Annotated in this window: 17 protein-coding genes; all 17 read left to right on the top strand. The window is 57.4% G+C overall.

The window, feature by feature from the left end:
• Positions 1 to 107 precede the first annotated feature (107 nt).
• Positions 108 to 3,164, top strand: coding sequence for a cyclic nucleotide-binding domain-containing protein (locus tag ELR57_RS15775; RefSeq protein ID WP_126960066.1), 3,057 nt, complete (start codon positions 108 to 110; stop codon positions 3,162 to 3,164).
• 18 nt (positions 3,165 to 3,182) lie between these two features.
• On the top strand, positions 3,183 to 3,623 hold the full coding sequence (locus tag ELR57_RS15770) for an ATP-binding protein (RefSeq protein ID WP_126960065.1): 441 nt from the start codon (positions 3,183 to 3,185) through the stop codon (positions 3,621 to 3,623).
• Between the two features lie 13 nt (positions 3,624 to 3,636).
• On the top strand, positions 3,637 to 3,972 hold the full coding sequence (locus ELR57_RS15765; protein ID WP_126960064.1) for an STAS domain-containing protein: 336 nt from the start codon (positions 3,637 to 3,639) through the stop codon (positions 3,970 to 3,972).
• Positions 3,973 to 3,993: 21 nt separating this feature from the next.
• A complete protein-coding gene (locus tag ELR57_RS15760) occupies positions 3,994 to 5,349 on the top strand; it encodes a PP2C family protein-serine/threonine phosphatase (RefSeq protein WP_126960063.1) in 1,356 nt (451 codons plus the stop codon).
• Positions 5,350 to 5,473: 124 nt separating this feature from the next.
• Positions 5,474 to 7,477, top strand: a complete 2,004-nt coding sequence (locus ELR57_RS15755; protein ID WP_126960062.1) for an AAA family ATPase — start codon at positions 5,474 to 5,476, stop codon at positions 7,475 to 7,477.
• The gene (locus ELR57_RS15750) at positions 7,474 to 8,049 is read left to right on the top strand and encodes a Pvc16 family protein (protein ID WP_126960061.1); all 576 of its coding nucleotides are present in this window, start codon (positions 7,474 to 7,476) and stop codon (positions 8,047 to 8,049) included. The genes ELR57_RS15755 and ELR57_RS15750 overlap by 4 nt, the downstream gene beginning before the upstream one ends.
• 123 nt (positions 8,050 to 8,172) lie before the next feature.
• The gene (locus tag ELR57_RS15745) at positions 8,173 to 9,858 is read left to right on the top strand and encodes a phage tail sheath family protein (RefSeq protein ID WP_126960060.1); all 1,686 of its coding nucleotides are present in this window, start codon (positions 8,173 to 8,175) and stop codon (positions 9,856 to 9,858) included.
• A 54-nt stretch (positions 9,859 to 9,912) separates the two neighbouring features.
• Positions 9,913 to 10,350, top strand: a complete 438-nt coding sequence (locus ELR57_RS15740) for a phage tail protein (RefSeq protein ID WP_126960059.1) — start codon at positions 9,913 to 9,915, stop codon at positions 10,348 to 10,350.
• A 104-nt stretch (positions 10,351 to 10,454) separates the two neighbouring features.
• A complete protein-coding gene (locus tag ELR57_RS15735) occupies positions 10,455 to 10,832 on the top strand; it encodes a phage tail assembly protein (RefSeq protein WP_126960058.1) in 378 nt (125 codons plus the stop codon).
• 2 nt (positions 10,833 to 10,834) lie between these two features.
• Complete coding sequence (locus ELR57_RS15730; RefSeq protein ID WP_238162547.1) at positions 10,835 to 11,029, top strand: DUF6760 family protein; 195 nt, start codon at positions 10,835 to 10,837, stop codon at positions 11,027 to 11,029.
• Positions 11,030 to 11,035: 6 nt separating this feature from the next.
• Positions 11,036 to 11,479, top strand: coding sequence for a phage tail protein (locus ELR57_RS15725; RefSeq protein ID WP_238162546.1), 444 nt, complete (start codon positions 11,036 to 11,038; stop codon positions 11,477 to 11,479).
• Between the two features lie 28 nt (positions 11,480 to 11,507).
• Positions 11,508 to 14,678, top strand: a complete 3,171-nt coding sequence (locus ELR57_RS15720; protein WP_126960056.1) for a hypothetical protein — start codon at positions 11,508 to 11,510, stop codon at positions 14,676 to 14,678.
• Positions 14,679 to 14,695: 17 nt separating this feature from the next.
• Positions 14,696 to 15,325, top strand: a complete 630-nt coding sequence (locus ELR57_RS15715; RefSeq protein WP_192896584.1) for a CIS tube protein — start codon at positions 14,696 to 14,698, stop codon at positions 15,323 to 15,325.
• A gap of 17 nt (positions 15,326 to 15,342) precedes the next feature.
• A complete protein-coding gene (locus tag ELR57_RS15710; protein ID WP_126960055.1) occupies positions 15,343 to 16,446 on the top strand; it encodes a phage late control D family protein in 1,104 nt (367 codons plus the stop codon).
• Positions 16,447 to 16,460: 14 nt separating this feature from the next.
• Positions 16,461 to 17,177, top strand: a complete 717-nt coding sequence (locus ELR57_RS15705; RefSeq protein ID WP_192896583.1) for a phage baseplate assembly protein V — start codon at positions 16,461 to 16,463, stop codon at positions 17,175 to 17,177.
• Between the two features lie 23 nt (positions 17,178 to 17,200).
• A complete protein-coding gene (locus ELR57_RS15700; protein WP_126960053.1) occupies positions 17,201 to 17,602 on the top strand; it encodes a GPW/gp25 family protein in 402 nt (133 codons plus the stop codon).
• An 18-nt stretch (positions 17,603 to 17,620) separates the two neighbouring features.
• Positions 17,621 to 20,749 (top strand): baseplate J/gp47 family protein, encoded by a 3,129-nt coding sequence (locus ELR57_RS15695; RefSeq protein WP_126960052.1) that lies wholly within the window; start codon positions 17,621 to 17,623, stop codon positions 20,747 to 20,749.

The raw sequence follows: 20,749 nt of genomic DNA, 5'->3' as shown, positions 1-20,749 counted from the left end.
TTATACATGACGGGGAGAGAGAAACGCTCGAAATTCATAGGAAAAAGTGGAAGAACATCGAAAGTTCCCTTAGTAATGTAGTATTATGGAGTAAGGAGTAACATGATTTGCTAGATAAGGTGGAACCGCGCGTGCTTGCGAAGCTTCAGGCGTTATTCAATCTCCGATACGAGGACCGTCACAAGGTCTGGATCATGGGCTCCGTCTTCTTTCTGGCGGGGTTGTCCGAGATGGTCAACTATACGTCCTTCATGGCGCTGTTCAACAGCCGGGTCGGTACGCAGTACTTGCCTTGGATGTACCTTGCCGAAGCGGTCCTGATGCCGCTTGAAGGCTGGGCGTTCTCGTTCTTGTCGCAGCGACTGTCGAAGCCTCGCTTCATGGTATCGATGTACGCCTTTTTCATATCGATAGGGGTCGTGAACGGAGCCGTCCTGCTTCTATACCGGATGTTGGATCTCTCTTGGCTCGGCTTCTATGTCATCCTGTTCCTCTGCTCGAACTTCGTCATCCGCCAGCAGACGCTGCTCATGTGGAGCACGGCGTTCGATTTGTGCCCTACCCAACAGGCCAAGCGCGTGATGCCCGTGTTCGTGTTGTCCGCCATTCTTGGCGGGATCGCGGCAGGCGTGTTGACCAAGCTGCTTGCGCCGCTGATCGGCCCGGAGTTCCTCTATCTTATTGCCGCCGGCTTCTTGCTGGCAGGACTGCCTAATTTCCTCAAGTCGATCAAGCAATATCTGCTGCCGCTTACCTTCAAGCGGGAAGCCGAAGAAGAGGATCAAGAGGAGAGGCCTTCTACTTCCTACTATTTGAAGCAATCGCTTCGTTCGCCTTTCCTGATGACGGTTATCGGAATCATGACGCTGATGCCGGCCGTTTATTTTCTCATCGAATACCAATACTTCACGTCGGCGCAGGCCGTCTATACCGATGAAGCGGAGCTTGCATCCTTCTACGGTCTCATGGTTATCGTCCTCTTCTGCGCCGCCTTCCTGCTGCAGCTGTTCGCAGCCCGGCTGATCGATTGGCTTGGCGCCAGCAATACGATCTTCGCGATCGCGATCGTCTTCCTAGGCAGCTTCGGCTTCGTCAGCCTCTTTATCGACTCGAGCTGGGCGCTAGCCGCCGTCTCGACCGGCTATTGCCTCTCTTATTTGCTTCTCTATTATTTCGCGGAACCGAGCTATCAGTTTTTCTTCAAAATGCTGCCGCTCAAGCATCGGGACGGCTTCCGGTATATCGCGCAGGGCGTTGCGGCGTCGGCGGGGGTTCTGCTCGGCTCGGGAGCTTCCATGCTGCATACGGCCCTGGGGGTGTCGCTTACCTGGCAGGCGATCATCGGAACGATCATGGCTGCCGTCCTGTTCCTGCTGGCCTGGGTGGACCGCCATCTCTATATCAAAGAGCTGGTCCGTTACATCCAGATCGGCACGACGTCCGTCAAGGACTTCATGAGCGAGTTCCTCGAGTCGATGAAGAACGACCGGGTTAAGAAGACTCTCCTCGATCAGTTGAGACACCCGAACGAGACGGTACAGCAGCTGACGATCGAGCTGTTCGCCAGCAACCCGGACGCCGCTGCCGCCGATGAGCTGCTGCAATACGCGGAGCGGCGCGGAGGGCGGTCGAGGCCGGAGGCGTTGTCCGCCATTCCGGCAAGCAGTTGGAATTCGTTCAAGGGGGAGCGCCTGGAGGCGCTCATCCGCGATCCGGACGAAGAGGTGCGAGCGATCGTATATCGCAGACTGTTCGCATCGAGCGGATGGGTGAGCGAACGGGAACGGTGGATCCGCAAAGCCCGATACGACGAGAGCCGTCTGGTTCAAGCGGAAGCGCTTCGGGTGATTCCTCCTTCGGAGTCGCTTGCCCGAGAGCTCCGGGCTTGGCTAGGCGAGAGAAACGCTTCGTCCGTGCTGGCATGCGACATTATCGGGGAGCGCCAGCTTAAGGAGTTCTACTTCGATGTCATGATGTGCCTGCTGGAGCCGATTCCGTTCGTGAGGAACGCCGCCGTGAAGACTCTCGGCCGCATCGGGGACGAAGAGACGGCGACCAACCTTGGGGAGCTGTTGATCGGTGCGGATCTGGAGCTTCGCGCGGCGATCGAGCAATCCTTTATCCATATCGGAACGGCGGGCATGCCCGTCTATCATCGCTTCTTGTCCTCTCCTAACGATGAGGTGTGGAGGGCGGCGGTATCCGTTATCAACGAGTTCGGCACGGACAAAGACATTCACGAGACGATCGTGCCTTCCTGCATCCAGAAGCTTCGCGAGCTTCGCGCCAACCGGGCGTACGTGGAACGAATCCGGGAGGCGGGGCAAGAGGAGTGGACGGAGCTCGCGCGGTTGCGAAGCAAGGAGCTGACGCAACTTCTGCTCGATACGATCTGGACGGTCATGCTTCGCTTCGGGGATGAACGTTCGATTCCGCAATTGCGGCGCGCTCTCGAAGGAGACGACGAAGAGACTCGCGACAACGGGCTGGAGATTCTGTCGGAGGGCCTTGGCAACGCGAAGCTGTCAGCCGCTTTGTTGGCCTTCTACCAGAAGCAAGGCCAGCCGGAATCCGGCAAGAAGCCGAATCGAACGGCGGCACAGCCTTCGGCCGAGCAAGAGAATTTGATGGAGGCAGTGACCGATCCATGGCTGCAGGCTATCGCCATTAAAGCCGGAGCAGCGGAAGGGGCGACCGCATTGAGCAATTGGGAATTTCTTAGCGCACTCGACAAAATCGTGTTCCTGAAGCAAGTGCCGCTTTTCCAAGACATCTCGATCGAGGAATTGGGACGCATCGCCAGCATTGCGCATGAGCGCGTCTACTCGGAAGGAGATTTCCTGATGAAGCAGGGCGAGCGGGCGTCCTCCATGTTCGTCGTCGTGGACGGGCACGTGGAGATAGGCGGAGAGAACGAAGGCGGAACCGTCGGCACGATCGGCATTATCGGGACGAAGCAATCGATCGGGGAAGGAGGGCTGTTCGACGAACGCCCGTCCAACGTATCCGCGCAGGTGATCTTCGATCAGGTTCGGGTTCTGGAGATCGAAGGCAAAGAGGCGGCGAGGCTCGTGCGGCTGTATCCGGACGTCGGAGTCGGCTTGCTTCGTTCGATCGGCAATCGCCTTCGCATGATGGAAGATATGGTGCTGAAGCTCGGTTAAAGCGGGAGGGAATCGGCCATGCGGGAGATAAACGTTCGACTGTCCCCTTCGCTGCAGGAATGGGCAACGCTTAGCGAGGAGATCGATTCGTTCTGCGGGCATCATCGGCTAGCGGATGGATTGAGGATGGATCTGCAGCTTGCGTGCGAGGAATGGTTTATCAACATCGTCGTGCACGGCTACGAGGAAGGCGGAATCCAGCCGGGGCATGCGCCGCCGATTCAGGCGGAATTGCGCATCGAAGGCCCGAATGTCGTCGCGACGTTCCGGGATGGAGCGAGGGCCTTTAATCCCCTGGAACAGGAGGAGCCGGATGTTGGGCTAACCGCGGAGGAGCGATCGATCGGCGGGCTCGGAATCTATCTGATCAAGAGCAAGATGGATTCGTGTTCCTATCTGCGGACGGAAGCCGGGAATGAGTTCACGATGAGAAAAAAAGCGCAGAGGCGTACGGAGTAGGGAGCGAGGAACCATGGAAATTACGATCGAAGGGCAAGGGGACGTCCGTACGGTAAGAATCGGCGGCAGGCTTGACGGAACGACGATGCGGCAGCTCGAGGAACAATTCCTGCAGCTTGCGGACGGAGGCTTCAATAGATTTGTCTTCGATCTGAGCCAGTTGGATTACATCAGCAGCGCGGGGCTTAGGGTCATGCTGCTGGCCGTGAAGAAAACGAAAGCGGCGGGGGGCAAGCTGGCCCTGTTCGGACTGAACGACAACGTCAACGAGATTTTTCGCATATCGGGCTTTACGACCATCTTCTCCTTGTTCCGGTCGGAAGAAGAAGCGCTGGCATTCGTATCCTAATCGAGAGCGGAGGGGCATGGAGTGGCGGCATCCGTAATTGCCTTCTGGATTCTGGCGGCAGTTCTTCTGGCGGTTCTCGGAATTCTCGGAATCATCCGCAGGGAGCAGCTCCGCACGACCAAGCTTTTCAATATCGGCCTTAGGCTCAACTCCACGATCAAGAGAAAGGATCTGTTGGAGATTATCATGGAGACCGCCTCCCGGGAGATGCAGGCGGAAGGCTCATCTATCATTCTCGTCGACGAGAAGACCGGCGAGCTCTACTTCGAGGTAGCGACCGGCGACAAGACGGAAAAGGTGAAGGAGGTCCGCCTGCAGGCGGGAGAAGGGATCGCCGGATGGGTGGCCAGTACGGGGCAGCCCGTTCTTATCGCCGACGCGGCCAAGGACTCCCGTTGGTCCAACAAGGTGGCCGTGAAGACCAAGATTCAGACGCGCAGCATGCTGTGCGTCCCGGTCGTATCCGGCGGCAAAATGCTGGGCGTGCTGCAGGTCATCAACAAGCGAGGCGGGAGATCCTTCCATAAACAAGACCAACGGCTGCTCGAGATGATCGCTTCTCCGACCGCCATCGCGCTGGAGAACATGCTTCTCTATGAAGCGCTTGCCGAGTCGATGGAGAACCTGCGGCTGACGACGGCTGCCAAGGAGAGAATGGAGAGCGAGCTGAAGATCGCCAAGGACATCCAGATGAATTTCCTCCCGGGAGAGGCCATTCGATCGGGACGGGTCGATCTGCACGCGAGCTTGATCCCCGCAAGGGAAGTAGGCGGCGACTTCTATCATTTCATGGAACTCGGGGACGGCAAGCTGCTCGTCTGCCTGGGGGACGTGTCGGACAAAGGGATGCCTGCGGCTCTCTTCATGTCCGGCTTGATGATCTGGATTAAAGCCAAAGCCAAAGCAAGCCTGACGCCGGCCGAGATCCTCATGGGGATCAACCGCGAGGTCAGCACGGAGGATTCGACGATGTTCGCGACGATCTTCCTTGCGATCGTAGACACGCAATCGGGAACGGTCAGATATTGCGACGGAGGGCATTGCACGCCTCTTATTCTGACCGAAGACGGAGTTCGGGAGCTTGCAACCGAGAAGCACCTTCCGATCGGAATCTTCGAAGACGCGGAATACGAGGATCGCGAGACGACTCTAGCGCCGGGCGAGACTCTCGTGCTGTATACGGATGGGATCACCGAAGCGGAGAACAAGCAAGGCGAATGGTATGGCATGGGAAGATTGCGGGAGGAACTGGCTGATTGCGGCGGTAAGACTCCGCTCGAAGTAACCGAGTCGCTGCTCGGCGCCGTGAGCCGATTCGCCAATGGATACGCGCAATCCGACGATATTGCCGTCATGGCGGTGAAACATGTCGACTAAACCGAAAATATCCCGAATTTTAGTTGATCTTTAGGCAAGAACGTGTGATTATTAGGGTGCAAACCAAAACCATTTTTATACATAATCAGACCGCAGGATCCGCCCGAGTTCAAGGAGTGACAGGATGACAGATTCATTGGATGCGCATGCGGACTCTGCAGAACGTCTTTCCGATGAGCTCATGCGTTTGGATATCCGTCTGGAGACACCGCTGAACGCGCTCAGAATGAGGTTTGGACTAAGCGAACTTGAGGTCCGGTGTCTGCTGGCGGCGATCGGTCCGCACATCAGCCGCGAGTACGACAAGCTGTATTCTTATTTGCAAGATGACTACACAAGTCCGTATCTATCGATAGACTTGTTGCTCCAGATAGGCGGAGAGGACGAATTCGAGCGAAGAGAGATTCTCGAGCGGATGACGGCCGATTCCCCCTTTGTCCGGGATTTCTGGTTGGCGAGGTTCCCGTTGGGCTCCGCTTCAACCCCTTCTCTTCCTTCCCGCGAGTTTCGTCTGCAGGACCGGATGGTGCACTTCTTCCTGGGACTCGAGTGGCGAGAGCATGGCCCGCTGAAGCGCGCGCGATGGTATCCGGATCCCGGCGAAGGGCTTGGTCCTTCCTTGCTCAACGAGGATCTGGAGCGGCGCGCGATCGAATTTGCCCGGCAGAGAAGAGGCCAAGCCTCCTCTACGGTCATGTTCGTTTACGGACCGTCCGGAAGCGGGAAGACGCACCTGGCCAGAAGAACGGCCGAAGCCCTCGGATCGGCTCTTCTGGAATGGGACTTGCGCAACGCTCCCGAAGAGGAATCCCCCTTTATTGAAGCGGTTGATCGATTGCTGTTCGAAGCCAAGCTTCAGGACGCGATCCCGGCATTCGATCATTTGCATACATTGCAACGCCCCCAAACCGAATCAACAGGCCGAGACCGAAGATTGGAATGGTTGTTGGAACGTCTTGACGCTTGCGGTCAGCTTATCTTTCTAACTAGCGAGGAGGAAATAAAACTCGGAATTCCGCCAGGCTCTATGGTCGACATCCCTATTCCGCTCGAGACACCCGACCTTGGAGAACGTGTGAAGTTGTGGCAGACGATGGCGACCGGCCCGCTGAGCTTGACGCAAGAGGAAGCGGGGGCGCTGGCCGCCAAGTTCCAGTTCACGCCGGGCAAGATCAAGGCAACCGTCGAAGAGGTGCTCAAGTCGGCTGACTGGAGACGGCTATCCGAAGCGCGCAATGACGACTCGGATAATTCATCGAAGCTTCTTCATAAGGCGGCCTATCGGCTGATCAGCCACCACTTGAAGGAGAAGGCCGTGAAGATGGAGCCTCGATTCGGCTGGGAGGATCTCATCCTGCCTCCCGAGACGACGCAGCTGCTCCGACAGGCGTGCGACCGGGTGAAGCTTCGCCATAAAGTGCTTCATGAATGGGGATTCGAAGGCAAGCTGCCGTACGGCAAGGGCATCAGCATGCTGTTTACCGGTCCGCCGGGAACGGGCAAGACGATGTCTGCGATGGTCATGGCCAAGGAGATGGACGCGGAGCTGTATCGCGTAGACTTGTCCAGAGTCGTCAGCAAGTACATCGGCGAGACGGAGAAGAACCTGAGCGAGATCTTCGACCAAGCGAAGCTCAGCGGTGCCATCCTATTCTTCGACGAGGCGGACGCCCTGTTCGGAAAGCGCTCGGAAGTGAAGGATTCGCACGACAAGCACGCCAACATGGAGACCTCTTACCTGCTTCAGAAGATGGAGGAGTACGACGGCCTGACGATTCTGGCGACGAACTTCGCCCAGAATCTGGATGACGCTTTCACAAGGCGAATTCCCTTCATCGTCAAGTACCCTTTCCCCGACGCCGTCCAGAGAGAACAGCTGTGGCGGGCGACTTTTCCCAAGAAGCTGCCGGTTGAATTTATCGATTACGCCTTTCTCTCTCAGGCTTTCGAGCTGGCGGGAGGCCCGATCAAGAACATCGTCGTGACGGCGGCGTTCCTCGCGGCCAAAGAAGGAGTTCCGGTCTCGATGAAGCAAGTGATCGAAGGAGTCGTCCAAGAGTACAAAAAGACGGGGAAAGTACTGCTCAAGGACCGATTGGGCGCTTACGCCGACTTCTGGAAGGGGTGAAGACGACGGCTGATTACACGGTGATCTCAGACGTAGGACTATCCCTGGTCAAGGTGCTTCGAGAGGCTCTGGTTCCAGAGCTTATCGCGCACCCGGACGGAGTGGGACTTGCCCACCCGCACGACAAAGGCGATATGAACCTAAGTCTGTATCTATATCAAATCATGGAAAACCCTGATTTTCGCAGCAGCGACCTCATCGATCAAGGAGGGGCGCTCCGATATCCGCCGATTGCGCTGGATTTGTCCTATTTGATAACCGCGCACTCCGCTTCCGATGTTCTGACCCGAGCCATTGACGAGCATCGGATTATCGGGAAGACATTACAGACGCTTCATGATCACAACACCTTAAGAGGAACGGATTTGGTAGGATCCCTGGCAGGCACGGACGGGGCCTTTCGCATCGTGAAGGAGGAGATTCCCCTGGATACGGCGATCAGCCTTTTTCCCGATGTGCCGTACAAGCTCTCTCTGAATTATAGGGTTGGGCCCATCTATGTGGATTCAAACCGCCTGAAGCCTGCCGTTCGCGTTCGCGAACGCCAAGTCAAACTGAATCAGAAGCAATGAGAATGTCGCAGCGATCGATCGCAACAGGCGAGACGGTCTTGCATATTTCAAAACCCGAAAGGAGGATCCGATGTCGGCAGATCGGCATGATGCATGCCGCTGCTAGGACATCGGGCAATCAAAATGGCGGAATATCTCTCACCAGGTGTTTACGTGGAGGAGTTCGACAGCGCGGGACAGCCTCTCTCCGGCGTAAGCACGAGCACGGCGGGCTTCATCGGACTCGCGGAACGCGGTCCAATCGAAGGCTTGCCGGTGCTGGTTACCAGCACGAACGACTTCAAGAGAAACTACGGCGGGTACCTTTCGGATAACCAATTCGGCTCCTATCGGTACTTGGCCTACGCGGTTGATCAATTCTTCGTTAACGGCGGCTCGCGCGCTTACATCATGCGCGTCGCGCCTTCCGATGCGGCCGTAGCGGCAAGCAATGACGCACTCTTCTCGGTAAACGCGAAGAATCCTGGAGCATGGGGCAACTCGGTCGAGATCCACATCGAGCCTTCGAGCAAGGCCAAGACGCAAATCTACGAGGACCTCGGCGGCGCCAAGTACCGGGTCAAGAACGCTTCCGGCTTCCATGAAGGCGATACCGTTGCTTTCGTCGACGGGGACAGCCGAATCGGCAGCACCGTCGTTCAGATCAAGGACAACGTGATCGAGCTGTCCGAAGCGCTTGGCGGAGACGTCGTCGATAACGGACTGCTTCCCGTCAAGGTGCTGACGACTTCCGAGTTCACGGTGCACGTCGTGTACGGCGATGAAGCAGAGACCTACGAGAACTGCTCGTTCAACGCCAATGCGGCCAATTACGTGGACAAGGCTTCTTCCCGTTCTTCGCTCGTGACGATTCAAGCCGGCAAGGACGCCTCCGTCGCCGCTCTGTTCGGAGAAGGCGGCAAGTATACGATCTCGCTCTCCGGCGGTTCCGACGGCACGCAAGGCGGAATCAGCGCGTCCGATTATGTAGGGGAAGACAAAGGACCGGGCAAGCGTACGGGCATCCAAGCCTTCGTCGATAACGATCAAGTGAGCATCATGTCCGTTCCGGGCGTAACCGATCCGGTCGTTCAGTTGTCGCTGGTCGCTCATTGCGAGAACCTGGGCAGCCGCTTCGCCATCTTGGACATCCCGAGAGAGAAGACCAAGGTGCAGGACGTGCTCGCGCACCGCGACTTCTTCGATTCCAGCTACGCGGCGATGTACAACCCTTGGCTGCAAGTGTTCGATCCGCTCGAGAAGCGCAATATTTTCGTTCCTCCGTCCGGCTCGGTTGCGGGCGTCTATGCTCGCAGCGACAGCACGCGCGGCGTGGAGAAGGCTCCGGCGAACGAAGTGGTGCGCGGGGTAACCGGACTCGACGTTCAGTACAACAAGGGCGAACAGGACATCCTTAACCCGAAGGGCGTCAACCTGATCCGCAGCTTCTCCGGCCAAGGCATCCGGATCTGGGGAGCAAGAACGACCTCTTCCAATACGCTGTGGAAGTACATCAACATCCGCCGCTTGTTTATTTTCGTAGAAGAATCGATCAAGGCCGGAACCAACTGGGTTGTCTTCGAGCCGAACGACGAGCGCCTGTGGGCCCGCGTGCATCGCACGATCGACGCCTTCCTGACTCGCGTATGGCGGGGCGGCGCCCTGATGGGCTCTTCTCCTTCGGAGGCGTTCTTCATCGATATCAGCACCAACACGATGACGCAAGACGATATCGATAACGGCCGACTGATCTGCGTGATCGGCATTGCGCCGGTCAAGCCTGCCGAATTCGTCATCTTCCGCATTACCCAGAAGACGAACGAGCAATAAGGCACTGTCCGCATTTCTCTTAATCTATCAAAGACCGGAAAGGAAGAATAAAAGATGGCAGGCGAACGCAACGATCCCTATCGCAAGTTTCGATTTCGTGTAGAGGTAGAAGGCATTGAGCAGGCCGGCTTCAGCGAAGTGTCCGGCTTCGACGCATCCCTGGATGTCATCGAGTATCGGGAAGGAACGGACGTCATTACTCCGCGCAAGCTGCCCGGCCTCGCGAAGTACGGCAATATCAGCTTGAAGTGGGGCGCGACGGAATCCATGGACCTGTTCGAATGGATCCAGGAATGCATCGTCGAAGGCACGGTGGAACGCAAGACGGTTACCATTATCGCCATTGACGAAGAAGGCGAAGACGTGGCAACCTGGCAGGTCATCGAAGCTTGGCCGACCAAATACACGGCGCCCGACTTCAGCGCGACGGCATCCGAAGTGGCGATCGAGCTGCTTGAGCTGGCGCACGAAGGTATGCTGAGAACACAATAATAGGAACCTTGGGCTGAGGAACAACAGTTTTTTTGTTGTTCCTTAGTCGTTCTTCTTAATCGGAATAGCACAGACGATTAGCACAGCCATGGAGGAGGAGCATTATGTCTTTCAAGACGGAGTACGAGTTCGAACTGCCCAGAGGTTACGTAGACGAGAACGGCAATCTGCACCGCAGGGGAACGATGCGCCTAGCGACGGCGGCCGACGAGATTCTGCCGATGAGGGACCAGAGGGTTCAGCAGAATCCGGGATACCTGACGATTATTCTGCTTGCCCGGGTCGTTACGAAGCTTGGCGATCTTCGCGCGGTCGACACGAAGACGATCGAGAGGCTGTTCACGGCGGATCTGGCGTATCTTCAGAACCTGTACCGCGAGATCAACGAGACCGAGAAGCTCAGCGTGAAGGCGATCTGCCCGAAGTGCGAACACGAGCACGAGGTGGATATTTCTTTTTTGTCCGAGGTGGAAGGGGCTTAAGCGTGTATCCTGAGGAACGGCTCTATGAGGAGGCGGGATTCATCGCTTACTACTTCCATTGGACGCACGACGAGATCATGAACATGGAGCATAAGGAACGGCGCAAGTGGTGCGAGGAGATCTCGAGGATCAACCGCAAGATGAACGACGACCCGGATAAGAAAAACAATCCTTTCGATGTGTTTAAGAAGAGGTGATTGGCCTTGGCTCAGAAACAGGAATCCTCAAGAGCCTACGTCGTTGGCGGCTATCGCTTTATGGTAGAACTGCAAGGGATGCATGTCGCCGGCTTCTCGGAGGTCACGGGACTGGAGTCGGAGATCGTGCTGGAGGAATTCGCGGAGGGCGGACAGAACCAATTCGTGCACCGGCTGCCCGGGCGGGTGAGGTTCCAGCCGCTGGTGCTCAAACGAGGCATGACGCTGACGAACGAGCTGTGGTATTGGTACGCCAACGTCATGAGAGGCTCGATCGAACGCAAGAGCGGGTCGATTATCCTCTACGACGAGTACGATGAAGAGTTTCGCCGCTGGAATTTCTACGACGCCTACCCGACGAAGTGGATCGGTCCGACGCTGAATGCGGCGAGCAGCGAAGTGGCGTTCGAATCGATCGAGCTCGTCCATAACGGATTCAAAGCCAGATAGCTTGCAGCTTGGAAAGGAGGGATAGCTTGTGCGATCCATTCGGCTGACCGATGCGCAGTTCGCGAACAACTTAATAGGGAAGTACGGATGGTCCGTCGGCCAATCCTCTAATCGGCGCGGCTTAATGGTGTATCGAACGGAGCCTAAGCTTCGGGCCTCCGCTTCCGCTCCCCTTCATCTGGACGTTCATATTCGTCAGATTCGCTCCATGCTGCAGATGGTCAACTTGAACGTTCAGCATACGATCGAGAAGCACGTGCATGCGGAGAGCCGCATCGCGGAGCGCCAACTTGTACGGGAGATCAGGGAGATCGCTTCGGCAAGCAAAGAGTTTCTCGTTCAGCGAGGAACGGACCGGACAACCGATCGGCATGCGGAACAACTGGCGGATCGGCTGGCGGAACGGCTGATCGACAAGCAAGCGGAGCAAGTCCAAAGCGAGATTGAGCAACGAGTCGAACGGCAAGTTGAGCGGCATGTTGAGCAGCTTCACATGGAACGGCACATTCAGCGGCAAGTTGAGCGGAGCGTGGAGCAACAGGTCGAGCATCAGGTTGAAAGGCATACAGAGAAACAAACGCAGAAGCAAGTCGAACGACGGATAGAACGGCATACGGAAAAGTACGTGCAGAAGCAAGTGGAGCATCAGGAACAGCATACGGAAAAACAAGTACAGAAGATAGTTGAACGGCAAGTCGAGCAAAGAATCGAACAACTGCTGGAACAGCAGGCAGCGCAGCCTTCGGGACAACGACCAGAGGCACGGCCGACCGTGCAAGAGGTTAGCCGCCCAGAAGCGGCCCCTTCGCTTCTCCCCGCGCAAATTCGCGGAAGAGCTGTCGGGCATTGGCTTCCGGCCGTTCGCGATCGCAACCTGCATTCCGATTACATCGAAGCTTTCGCCCCATCCTCGTTGACGAGGTCGTTCGTCGTTCACCGCGAGCTGGCGATTACGCTTCAAGAGGTCAACCACTGGATTCGAAATCAAGCATGGCGGAGCCGGCCCGCGACACCGCGGCTGGGTCCCCCTGAATATAAAGCTTTGCCAGCACTCCTTTTCTCCCATCGCAAGCTGCCATACCTGCAGGAGACTTTGGTTCGCAGAGGGACGGCAGTCGAACAGGTTCGGCAGCGGCTTGCCGCCATTACGGAACCGGAGAAGCGCCGCGGCGATCATCCTCCCGTCGTATCCGCTTCGTCCGCGCGGCGCCAGCCGGAGAGAAACCCTCAGAAGATTGCCATGGAAGCGATGCCTTCCCATCAATCCGGCAGCAGGGCCAGCCAGATCCCAAGGCACCCGGTTCATGCCATGATCCAACAGTTGCTGCCCGCGACGGCGCAATCCGCGATCTTGACGAGTCCGAGCCTGTGGATCCACGAATCGTTCGAACGCGCTATCCAACGGAGCAACAGGTTAGTACAGCACTTGAGCCGTTCCGGTAACCAACAGGCGACGGAGACGACTCTTCGCGATCCGCTCGGCAATCCGATCCTCGTAAGAGGAAGAAGAGAGACGTTACCCGCTCCGGGTCAGATCCATCGGGAGAACCCGGCGATCTCCATTCCGAGTCTTCCGAGTCAGGCTGTCGCAAGGGAGAGCACCTCGGCAGAAGCGACCGTAAGGCGCGAATCGTCTTCCGTCGCAGCAAGAGACTCTGATCCTGCAAGAATCCCTGACCGTGCAAGGGTCAATGATTCGGCAAGAACAAACGACGTTGCTGGAATCTCCGAACCTGCAAGAACCGCCGACATCAGAAATTCCGCAGGAATGCGAAGCCCGGACGGGTTTGCCCGTCAAGCGGACTTGCAAGAGGCGGAAGCGGCACAAGCACAGATTGCCGTTCGGATTCTAATTCGCAAGGATGTCCATTTGACCGATCGTTTGCTGAAGCATCTGGAGGTTCGACAGAGACTTGAACGTAATCCGCATCCGACGCAAAGCCTTCCGATTCAGAGGCAGTCGGCGATACGGCAATTTCCCTTGCTTCGCGCCAAACGGTCGACCGCGGAGGGAAGCAGCGCCGCTGCCCGAACGGATAGGATAGACCGAACCCGAGAGAACGCCGATACGCCGAATCCATTGGCGACAGCTGCTATCCTATCGTCTATTCGGCCTATGGCGCAGCCAAGCCAGACGGAAGCTCGGAGCCAGGTGCCGGTCGCAAGAACTGGCCTTGTTGCGCCTATGCTCACGCCTCAGACTGCGGTTCCGAGCCCATCTGCAGCCAGCCTGACTTCCATCGCCAACCAGCCTTCCCCGGCTACGGCAAGGGAGCAACGGCAAGTTCAGAGGGCAAGGGTGTCCGAGCGGGCGGAAGAGCGGGAAGCGTCGATCGCTCCGGCTCTGGCTAATCCGGCGGTACCGTCGGGGGGTTCCAGGACTCGTAGGGTCGTTCTTGCTCCCGCGGCTCAGGACCATCCGACGGGAGGCGGAAACGCGTTGCCTCGATTCGCGAGGCGCCAAACGATCAACAATCAAACGATGCGGAACCAGACCAATCAACAGACGATCGCGAGCCGGAAGAGCAGTCTGGCCAAGACCCGCGTTGCCCAGCAACAGCATCTAACGCCGCGCATCGAGGCAGAGAGCCAAACTGCGAACCCTAACCCGATAACGCCTGAGCTCGGAGCACAAGCCGTCTCGAGAATGGCGAGGCTGGAGACGAGAACCGGCACGAATCGGATGGCGCAAAATCGGATGACCCAGAACCGGGTCGTGACGCCTCGGCTCCCTAACGTTGCTCGAAGCGGCGCCGCGATGACGAATCTTCCCGCGAGGCTTCAAACGAGTCTCCTCGCGCCGGCTATCGAGCATGCGAGCAGGCCGCTTGCGGAACGAACGAGCGAGGAGCTCGTTCCGGGTGCTGCCAACCGGGGGCAAACCGGCAATCCGGCGTTGATCGTGCCGTCTGCACCGGCGGCTCGGCCAACTTCCGGAGTACCCGCCGCGGCAACCCGCACGGCGGGCAATCAACCGCTCGTTCGATTGGACGTGCCGGTTCGGGAGTCGGTCCAGCAGACCGACCATGAGCCGGTACTCCGTTCCCTGGAGGTCGCCGTCAAGACGATCGAGCAAGACCTGAATCAAGTCAAAGAAGAGTGGGCGAAGCCGAAGATCGACGCGAACCGGCTCGCCGACCAGATGTATAAAGAGATTAGCAAGCGAATGCGGCAGGAGCGGCAGCGACGCGGCATTTAACTCGGAGGTGATGCGGGTTGGCACTCAAGAAAGCCATGATCCTCGTTCACCGCGGTCCGGTAACCGACCGCGTGGACGTCTTGTTTAACCCCAGCGAATATTCGCTGGATTCCTCGAATCAGTACTCGTGGAAGACGATTCCCGGCTTGTCCCAGCCGATTCCGCACTTTGTCAGCGGAGAGGCGACGACGCTGACGATGGATCTGTTCTTCGATTCCTACGAAGCGAAGACCGACGTGCGCAAGCACACGATGAAGATCGTCGGCCTGCTCGACGTGGACAAGGACCTGCACGCTCCGCCGTTATGCAAGTTCGTGTGGGGCTCCCTCCAATTTAAGGGCGTCGTCGAGAAAGTCGCTCAGAAATACACGATGTTTCTCGATTCGGGCCTGCCGGTTCGGGCTACGCTGACCGTCACCTTCCGCGAGGTTCAGAGCGTGAAGGAGCAATACAAGCATATCCCCCGCCAATCCGCGGACCGCACGAAGCAGAGGACGATCAAGCAAGGCGACCAGCTGTGGCAGATCGCGGCGGAGGAATACGAGGATCCGGGACTATGGCGAGAGATCGCGCGCGCCAACGGGATCGTCAATCCCAAGAAGCTGGAACCCGGCTCGGTCATCAAGATTCCGCGGCTGTACGGATAAAGCGAGGATAAGCGGCGATGTCCAACATCAAATTAGGAACCGAACAATTTAAGTTCGAAGCGCTGGAGAAGAAGTACCGGGACTTCATCGCGCCGGCCTTCAAGATACAGGTGGACGGCCTCGACTTGGGCCGGGAAGGGATGGCGATCACGGACATATCCGTCGAGACGACGACCTCGGATAAGTCGGATGTCGTCCAGTTTACGATCAATAACGCCTACGATCTCGTGAAACGAGACTTCGAATGGATCAACAAGAACGTTAAGCTGGGCAGTACGCTGGAGATCCAGTTAGGCTATACCGACCAACTGACGCCGGTCTTCTTCGGCTACATAACGGCGATCAACGTCAAGTTCCCGAGAGAAGGCACGCCTCAGCTTCAGATTACGGGCATGGACCTCTCCTTCAAGATGATGCGGGGGCGCGGAGTAAGGAACTACGTCGAGATGAAAATCTCGGATATCGTCAAGCAAGTCGGGAAGGAATACGGAGCCGTCAGCTTCGTGGTCGACGAAACGAAGGTGAAGTATCCGAGCTTCCACAAGAGGCCGGACAACGATTACCAGTTCCTCCAAGAGCTCGCGCGCATGCTGGGTTACGACTTCTTCATCGTCGGCAAGACGCTATATTTTCGCGAGAAGAACAAGAACAAGACGCCGCTCATGACGCTCTCGTGGGGGAAAACGCTAATCTCGTTCAACGTCGAGATGAACCTCTCCGAGCAGGTGTCCCAGGTTAACGTCCGGAGCTGGGATGCGAAGACCGGAGAGGTGAACACCGCGAAGTCGGGCACGATCAGCAAGCTCGGCTCGAATACGATAACGGGACCGGACGTCCTGAGCACGATGGGCAGCACGTTCGAGGAGAACCTTTACGTGAATGCGGTGGACAAGCAGGATGCGCAGATCAAAGCGGATGCCGCCATGACGGAAAGAGCGATGAAGCTGGTGACCGGCGACGGGGAATGCATCGGGCTACCGGAGATTCGCGCGGGCCGTTACATCTCCTTGGACGGACTGGGAAGCCGGCTTAATCAGCCCTATTACATCGTCAGCGCTACCCATACGATTAACGAAGACGGGTTTATCACTCAATTCCAGGTTGAAGGAAATGCGGTGTGAGGATGAATGAGATGATGTTCGATTCCTTAAACAAAATGAACGATGCGATGCTCGGCCTCGTGAACGGAGTTTATATCGGGATCGTGGCGGAAAACAAGGATCCGGAGAATCTCGGGCGGGTCAAGCTGACCCTTCCGGTGTTCGACGAGAAAACGACGACGGGCTGGGCGCGGGTGGCGACGCTGATGGGCGGCAAGGATCGCGGTTCCTTGTTCATCCCCGAGGTAGGAGACGAAGTGGTGGTCGCATTCCAACTCGGCGATCTCCGGCATCCGATCGTTATCGGCAGCCTGTGGAATAGCAAGAGCAAGCCGCCCGCCGGCAAGGACGAAAAGAACAATATCCGCAAGATCCACACCCGCGGCGGACACGAGCTCGTCTTCGACGACACGGACGGGGACGGCAAGATCACGGTGAAGACAAAGAAGGGCCATTCGCTCGAAATGCTGGAGAAGTCGGATACCGTCACGATCAAGGAAGCGAACGGCCAGAACGCGATTACGATCAAGGGCGGCTCAAGCAATGAAATCACGGTCAAAAGCGGCGAGACGAAGATCACCCTGAACAACAAAGGGGACATCGAGATCAGCAGCCCCAAGAGCATGACCCTGAAGTCGACGCAAGTCTCGATAGAGGCTAGCGCGACGATGGACATCAAGGCGGGAGCCGCGCTGAACATCAAGACGGACGGCATGCTGACGCTCAAAGGCTCGATGGTCAAAATCAACTGATCCGGTTCGGTCGGGAGGGTAATATGTCGAAGGAATTTTTGGGACGAGGATGGAAGTTTCCGATCGAGGTCGACGAGTCGACGGGCCGGATCAAGCAAAGCGAGCATGAGGACGACATTGCCGAGGCCATTCGAATCATTATCTGGACGGGCAAAGGCGAACGCCTGATGCGGCCCGACTTCGGATGCGGAATCGACCGGTACCTGTTCGAGAGCAACGACGATACGACGCTGCGATTGATCGAAGCCGAAGTGGAAGAAGCGATTCGCATGTGGGAGCCGCGGGTGCACGAGATCGAAGTGCAGGCGGAGAGAGACGCGAACGACGAAGAGAAGCTGTTGATACACGTGAAGTACGAAGTCCGAAGCACGAACAATTTGTTCAATCAGGTATATCCTTTCTATCTTTACGAGGGATCAAACTAAACCATCGGAGAGAGTCGTATGACCAAGTTAAGCTCGGGCAGAGGGCCGCTTACGAACCCTCCGACGATTGATGAACGAAATATCGAGCAGCTGATCGAGCAAATCGGGCGATTGGCGCCTCATTATACGCCAGAGTGGAGATTCCGCACGGACGATCCCGATTCGGGGACGGCGCTCTCCCTCTTGTTCGCGCATTTGCTCTCGGGCAATATCGAGCGGCTGAACCAAGTTCCGGCGAAGAGCTTTCTGGCTTTCCTCAACCGATTCCATGTGGAATTGGCCCAGGCGAAGCCGGCGCTTGCGCAGATTACTTTCCAACTGACGGAAGGAACTCCGGAGCCGGTGTTTATCGACAGCGGCGTTCAGCTTGCGGCTTCCATGCCCGGCGAAACGCGGCCGATCCTATTCGAGACGGCGAGCGCGACGCTGCTAACGCCTGCGCGGTTGACGGACGTACTGACGATCAGTCCGCGTCTCGACAGGATCGTCCAGCTCGTCCAGGACGGATCCATGGAGCGGCTTGCGGGGGGAGGGCGAGGTACGGCACTGTATGGGCCGGAAGGAGACAACCTTCAAGAGCATGCCATGTACATGAAGCACGATTATCTTTTTCTGCTTCGTCACCCCGCATATCTGGAGTTCACGGTTCACCATGGCAAGAACGAGCATGCCATCGAGGAGTCCGTTCAGCTGCTGACCGATTCGAAAATGGTGAAATGGGAGTATTACAGCGCCGGGCGTTGGTTCGAGTTCAATCGGGCGCATGGGGCAGGCTCGACGATTCGCTTACTCAAGCTGACTCCTCAACCGATCGATCCCTATGACTATAACGGAGACATCGGACACTGGATTCGCTGCCGTGCGGCTTCGATGGAAGAACGGACCGGCACCATCGCGCTTAGCAAGGTTCAGTTGGATCGACTTCTCGTGAAGAGCGAGTATGCATCGCCGCGAGACGATGACGGGATTCGGCCCGACCGGCTGTACTTTAACGATGTTCAGCTGAATGACGAAGAAGGCTGCTTGCCGTTCGGCGATTTCTTCGCGTTGTTCGGGCTCTTCTATATCTCTAGCGAAGAGGTGCTGTCCAAGCGCGGGGCGACGGTGACCTTGCGGTTCGATGCCGAGATCCGCCAGCACACGCTCATTCCGGAGCAGCCTCCGCAGATCAACTGGAAGCTGATCATGAAGCGGCATGAGATCGAGAAGGCGGATTCCTACGATCCGGTGACGGTTGCGACGATCCAATGGGAATATTGGAACGGCTCCGCCTGGGTCATGCTGCCGATCGACGCCGATGCTCAGAGGCTGTTCAGCGTTCCCTGGGAAGGTGAGCAGGCCAAAGAGGTGACGTTTGTCTGTCCCGAGGACCTGGCTCCGATCTCCGTGAACGCGGAAGAGAACTATTGGATCCGCGGCCGCATCGTCCAGATTCTGAACGCCTATTCTCCCAAAGCGAACTACTATTCGCCGGTTATCGCGAACATGAGGCTGAGGTTCGGATATGAACGGCCGGATCGCCCTCCGCAGCGCTTGTTTATCCAGAACAATATGGAATTGAAGGAACGCACGAAGGAAGTCCGAACCGGCAGCGACGTGTTCCGGCCATTCCTTGCGCTGGAGGGGCGTTATCCGGCATTATGGTTCGGATTCGACCAGCCGCCGGAGCGAGGACCGATTCATCTCTACATGCAGCTGATCGAGAGGCGAGTCTCCGAAGGCGATATTCCGTTCATCGAATGGGAGTACCTCAAGAAGAACGGCTCCTCGGCCGGTTGGGCTCCGCTGGCGGCAGCCGATGACAGCAATGGATTCACGAGGAGCGGGGACCTGCAATTCGTTGGCCCTCGGGATTTCGCCCTGGGCGAATTCTTCGGAAGGGCCAAATATTGGATTCGCGCCGTCAATCGCGATGGGCGATACGATAGGCCATCCGAAGCGAGGAATGTTCCCAGGGCAATGAACTTCGCGCTCAATACGGTGCTCGCCGTGCAGCAGGAGACGATACGAGGCGAGCTTCCGCAACGGGTCGAAGCATATGATTCCGCGGAAGAGCAGGTCAGCGAGTATTACGTGCTGGCGGAGAAGCCGGTGCTGTCCGAGGAAGTCTGGGTCGACGAGACCGGGGAGATTTCGAAGGATGAGCTGGAAGCGCTGGAGCGGGAGGAAGGCTCCGTCGATATCGTGCGCGATTCGGAGAAGGAAGTGCTGCGGGTATGGGTGCGCTATCGCCCCGTGGAGCAGTTCCTGCGATCCGGTCCGAAGGATCGGCATTACCGCATCGACCGCGCGACCGGCACCATCGCCTTCGGCAACGGCAACGAAGGCAAACGGCCGCAGCAGCTTGGCGACGATTCCGTCCGCGTTACTTATGCGGCGGGAGGAGGCAAGCGCGGCAATGTGCCGGCGGGCTCGATCAGCGTGCTGCAGGAAGCGATTGCTTACGTGGAGCGGGTCTCGAATCCTTTCCCCGCATCGGGAGGATGCGATCTGGGAACGGTGGAGGAAGCGTCCGTGCGCGGACCCAAGCTGTTCAGCCATCGCAACCGGGCGGTGACGGCGGAGGACTTCGAATGGTTGACGCGCGAAGCCCATCCGAACGTGGCCAAGGTGAAGTGCCTGCCGAATCGAAATGCCAAGCTCGAGAAGGAGCCGGGAGCGGTGACCATCGTCGTCTACCCGAAGTCCGGAATCGGAAGCGGGGCGAACTTCCAGGAGATGAAGCGAACGATAGAGGCCAGCTTATTGGCTAGAGCGGCATCCGGAATCGCATTTCCGAGCAATCTTCAGATCATCGAGCCGGCCTTGCTTGAGATTGGCGTGCAAGCGACCGTATGGGTGAATAGCATGGACGATGTCGTTCCGGTCGAACGCGAGATTCTGCGCAAGCTGGATAGTTTCCTCGATCCGATCGCGGGCAATGCGGACGGAAGAGGTTGGGAGATCGGAAGGATCATCCATCATTCTATGTTCTACGCGCTATTGAAGGCGGTCGGTCCGGTTATGCATATTCCGCTGCTCGCGCTTGAAGTTTACAAGCTGGAGAGCGGAGAAAGAACGGAATGGAATGCGGAGCGGATCTCCGAAATTCCGCACGGCATCTTCGTGCCGGGAACCCATCGAATTACGGTGGAAGTGAAGAAATAA

It is taken from the genome of Cohnella sp. AR92 (assembly GCF_003990975.1).
Classification (GTDB): domain Bacteria; phylum Bacillota; class Bacilli; order Paenibacillales; family Paenibacillaceae; genus Cohnella.
The sequence above is the reverse complement of the archived record's forward strand: the minus strand, read 5'-3'. Positions and strand labels throughout refer to the sequence as shown.

Coding starts and splice junctions, on each gene's coding strand:
- ELR57_RS15770 (WP_126960065.1), top strand. CDS start 3,183: ATGCGGGAGATAAACGTTCGACTGTCCCCTTCGCTGCAGGAATGGGCA.
- ELR57_RS15765 (WP_126960064.1), top strand. CDS start 3,637: ATGGAAATTACGATCGAAGGGCAAGGGGACGTCCGTACGGTAAGAATC.
- ELR57_RS15755 (WP_126960062.1), top strand. CDS start 5,474: ATGACAGATTCATTGGATGCGCATGCGGACTCTGCAGAACGTCTTTCC.
- ELR57_RS15745 (WP_126960060.1), top strand. CDS start 8,173: ATGGCGGAATATCTCTCACCAGGTGTTTACGTGGAGGAGTTCGACAGC.
- ELR57_RS15740 (WP_126960059.1), top strand. CDS start 9,913: ATGGCAGGCGAACGCAACGATCCCTATCGCAAGTTTCGATTTCGTGTA.
- ELR57_RS15735 (WP_126960058.1), top strand. CDS start 10,455: ATGTCTTTCAAGACGGAGTACGAGTTCGAACTGCCCAGAGGTTACGTA.
- ELR57_RS15710 (WP_126960055.1), top strand. CDS start 15,343: ATGTCCAACATCAAATTAGGAACCGAACAATTTAAGTTCGAAGCGCTG.
- ELR57_RS15705 (WP_192896583.1), top strand. CDS start 16,461: ATGTTCGATTCCTTAAACAAAATGAACGATGCGATGCTCGGCCTCGTG.
- ELR57_RS15700 (WP_126960053.1), top strand. CDS start 17,201: ATGTCGAAGGAATTTTTGGGACGAGGATGGAAGTTTCCGATCGAGGTC.
- ELR57_RS15695 (WP_126960052.1), top strand. CDS start 17,621: ATGACCAAGTTAAGCTCGGGCAGAGGGCCGCTTACGAACCCTCCGACG.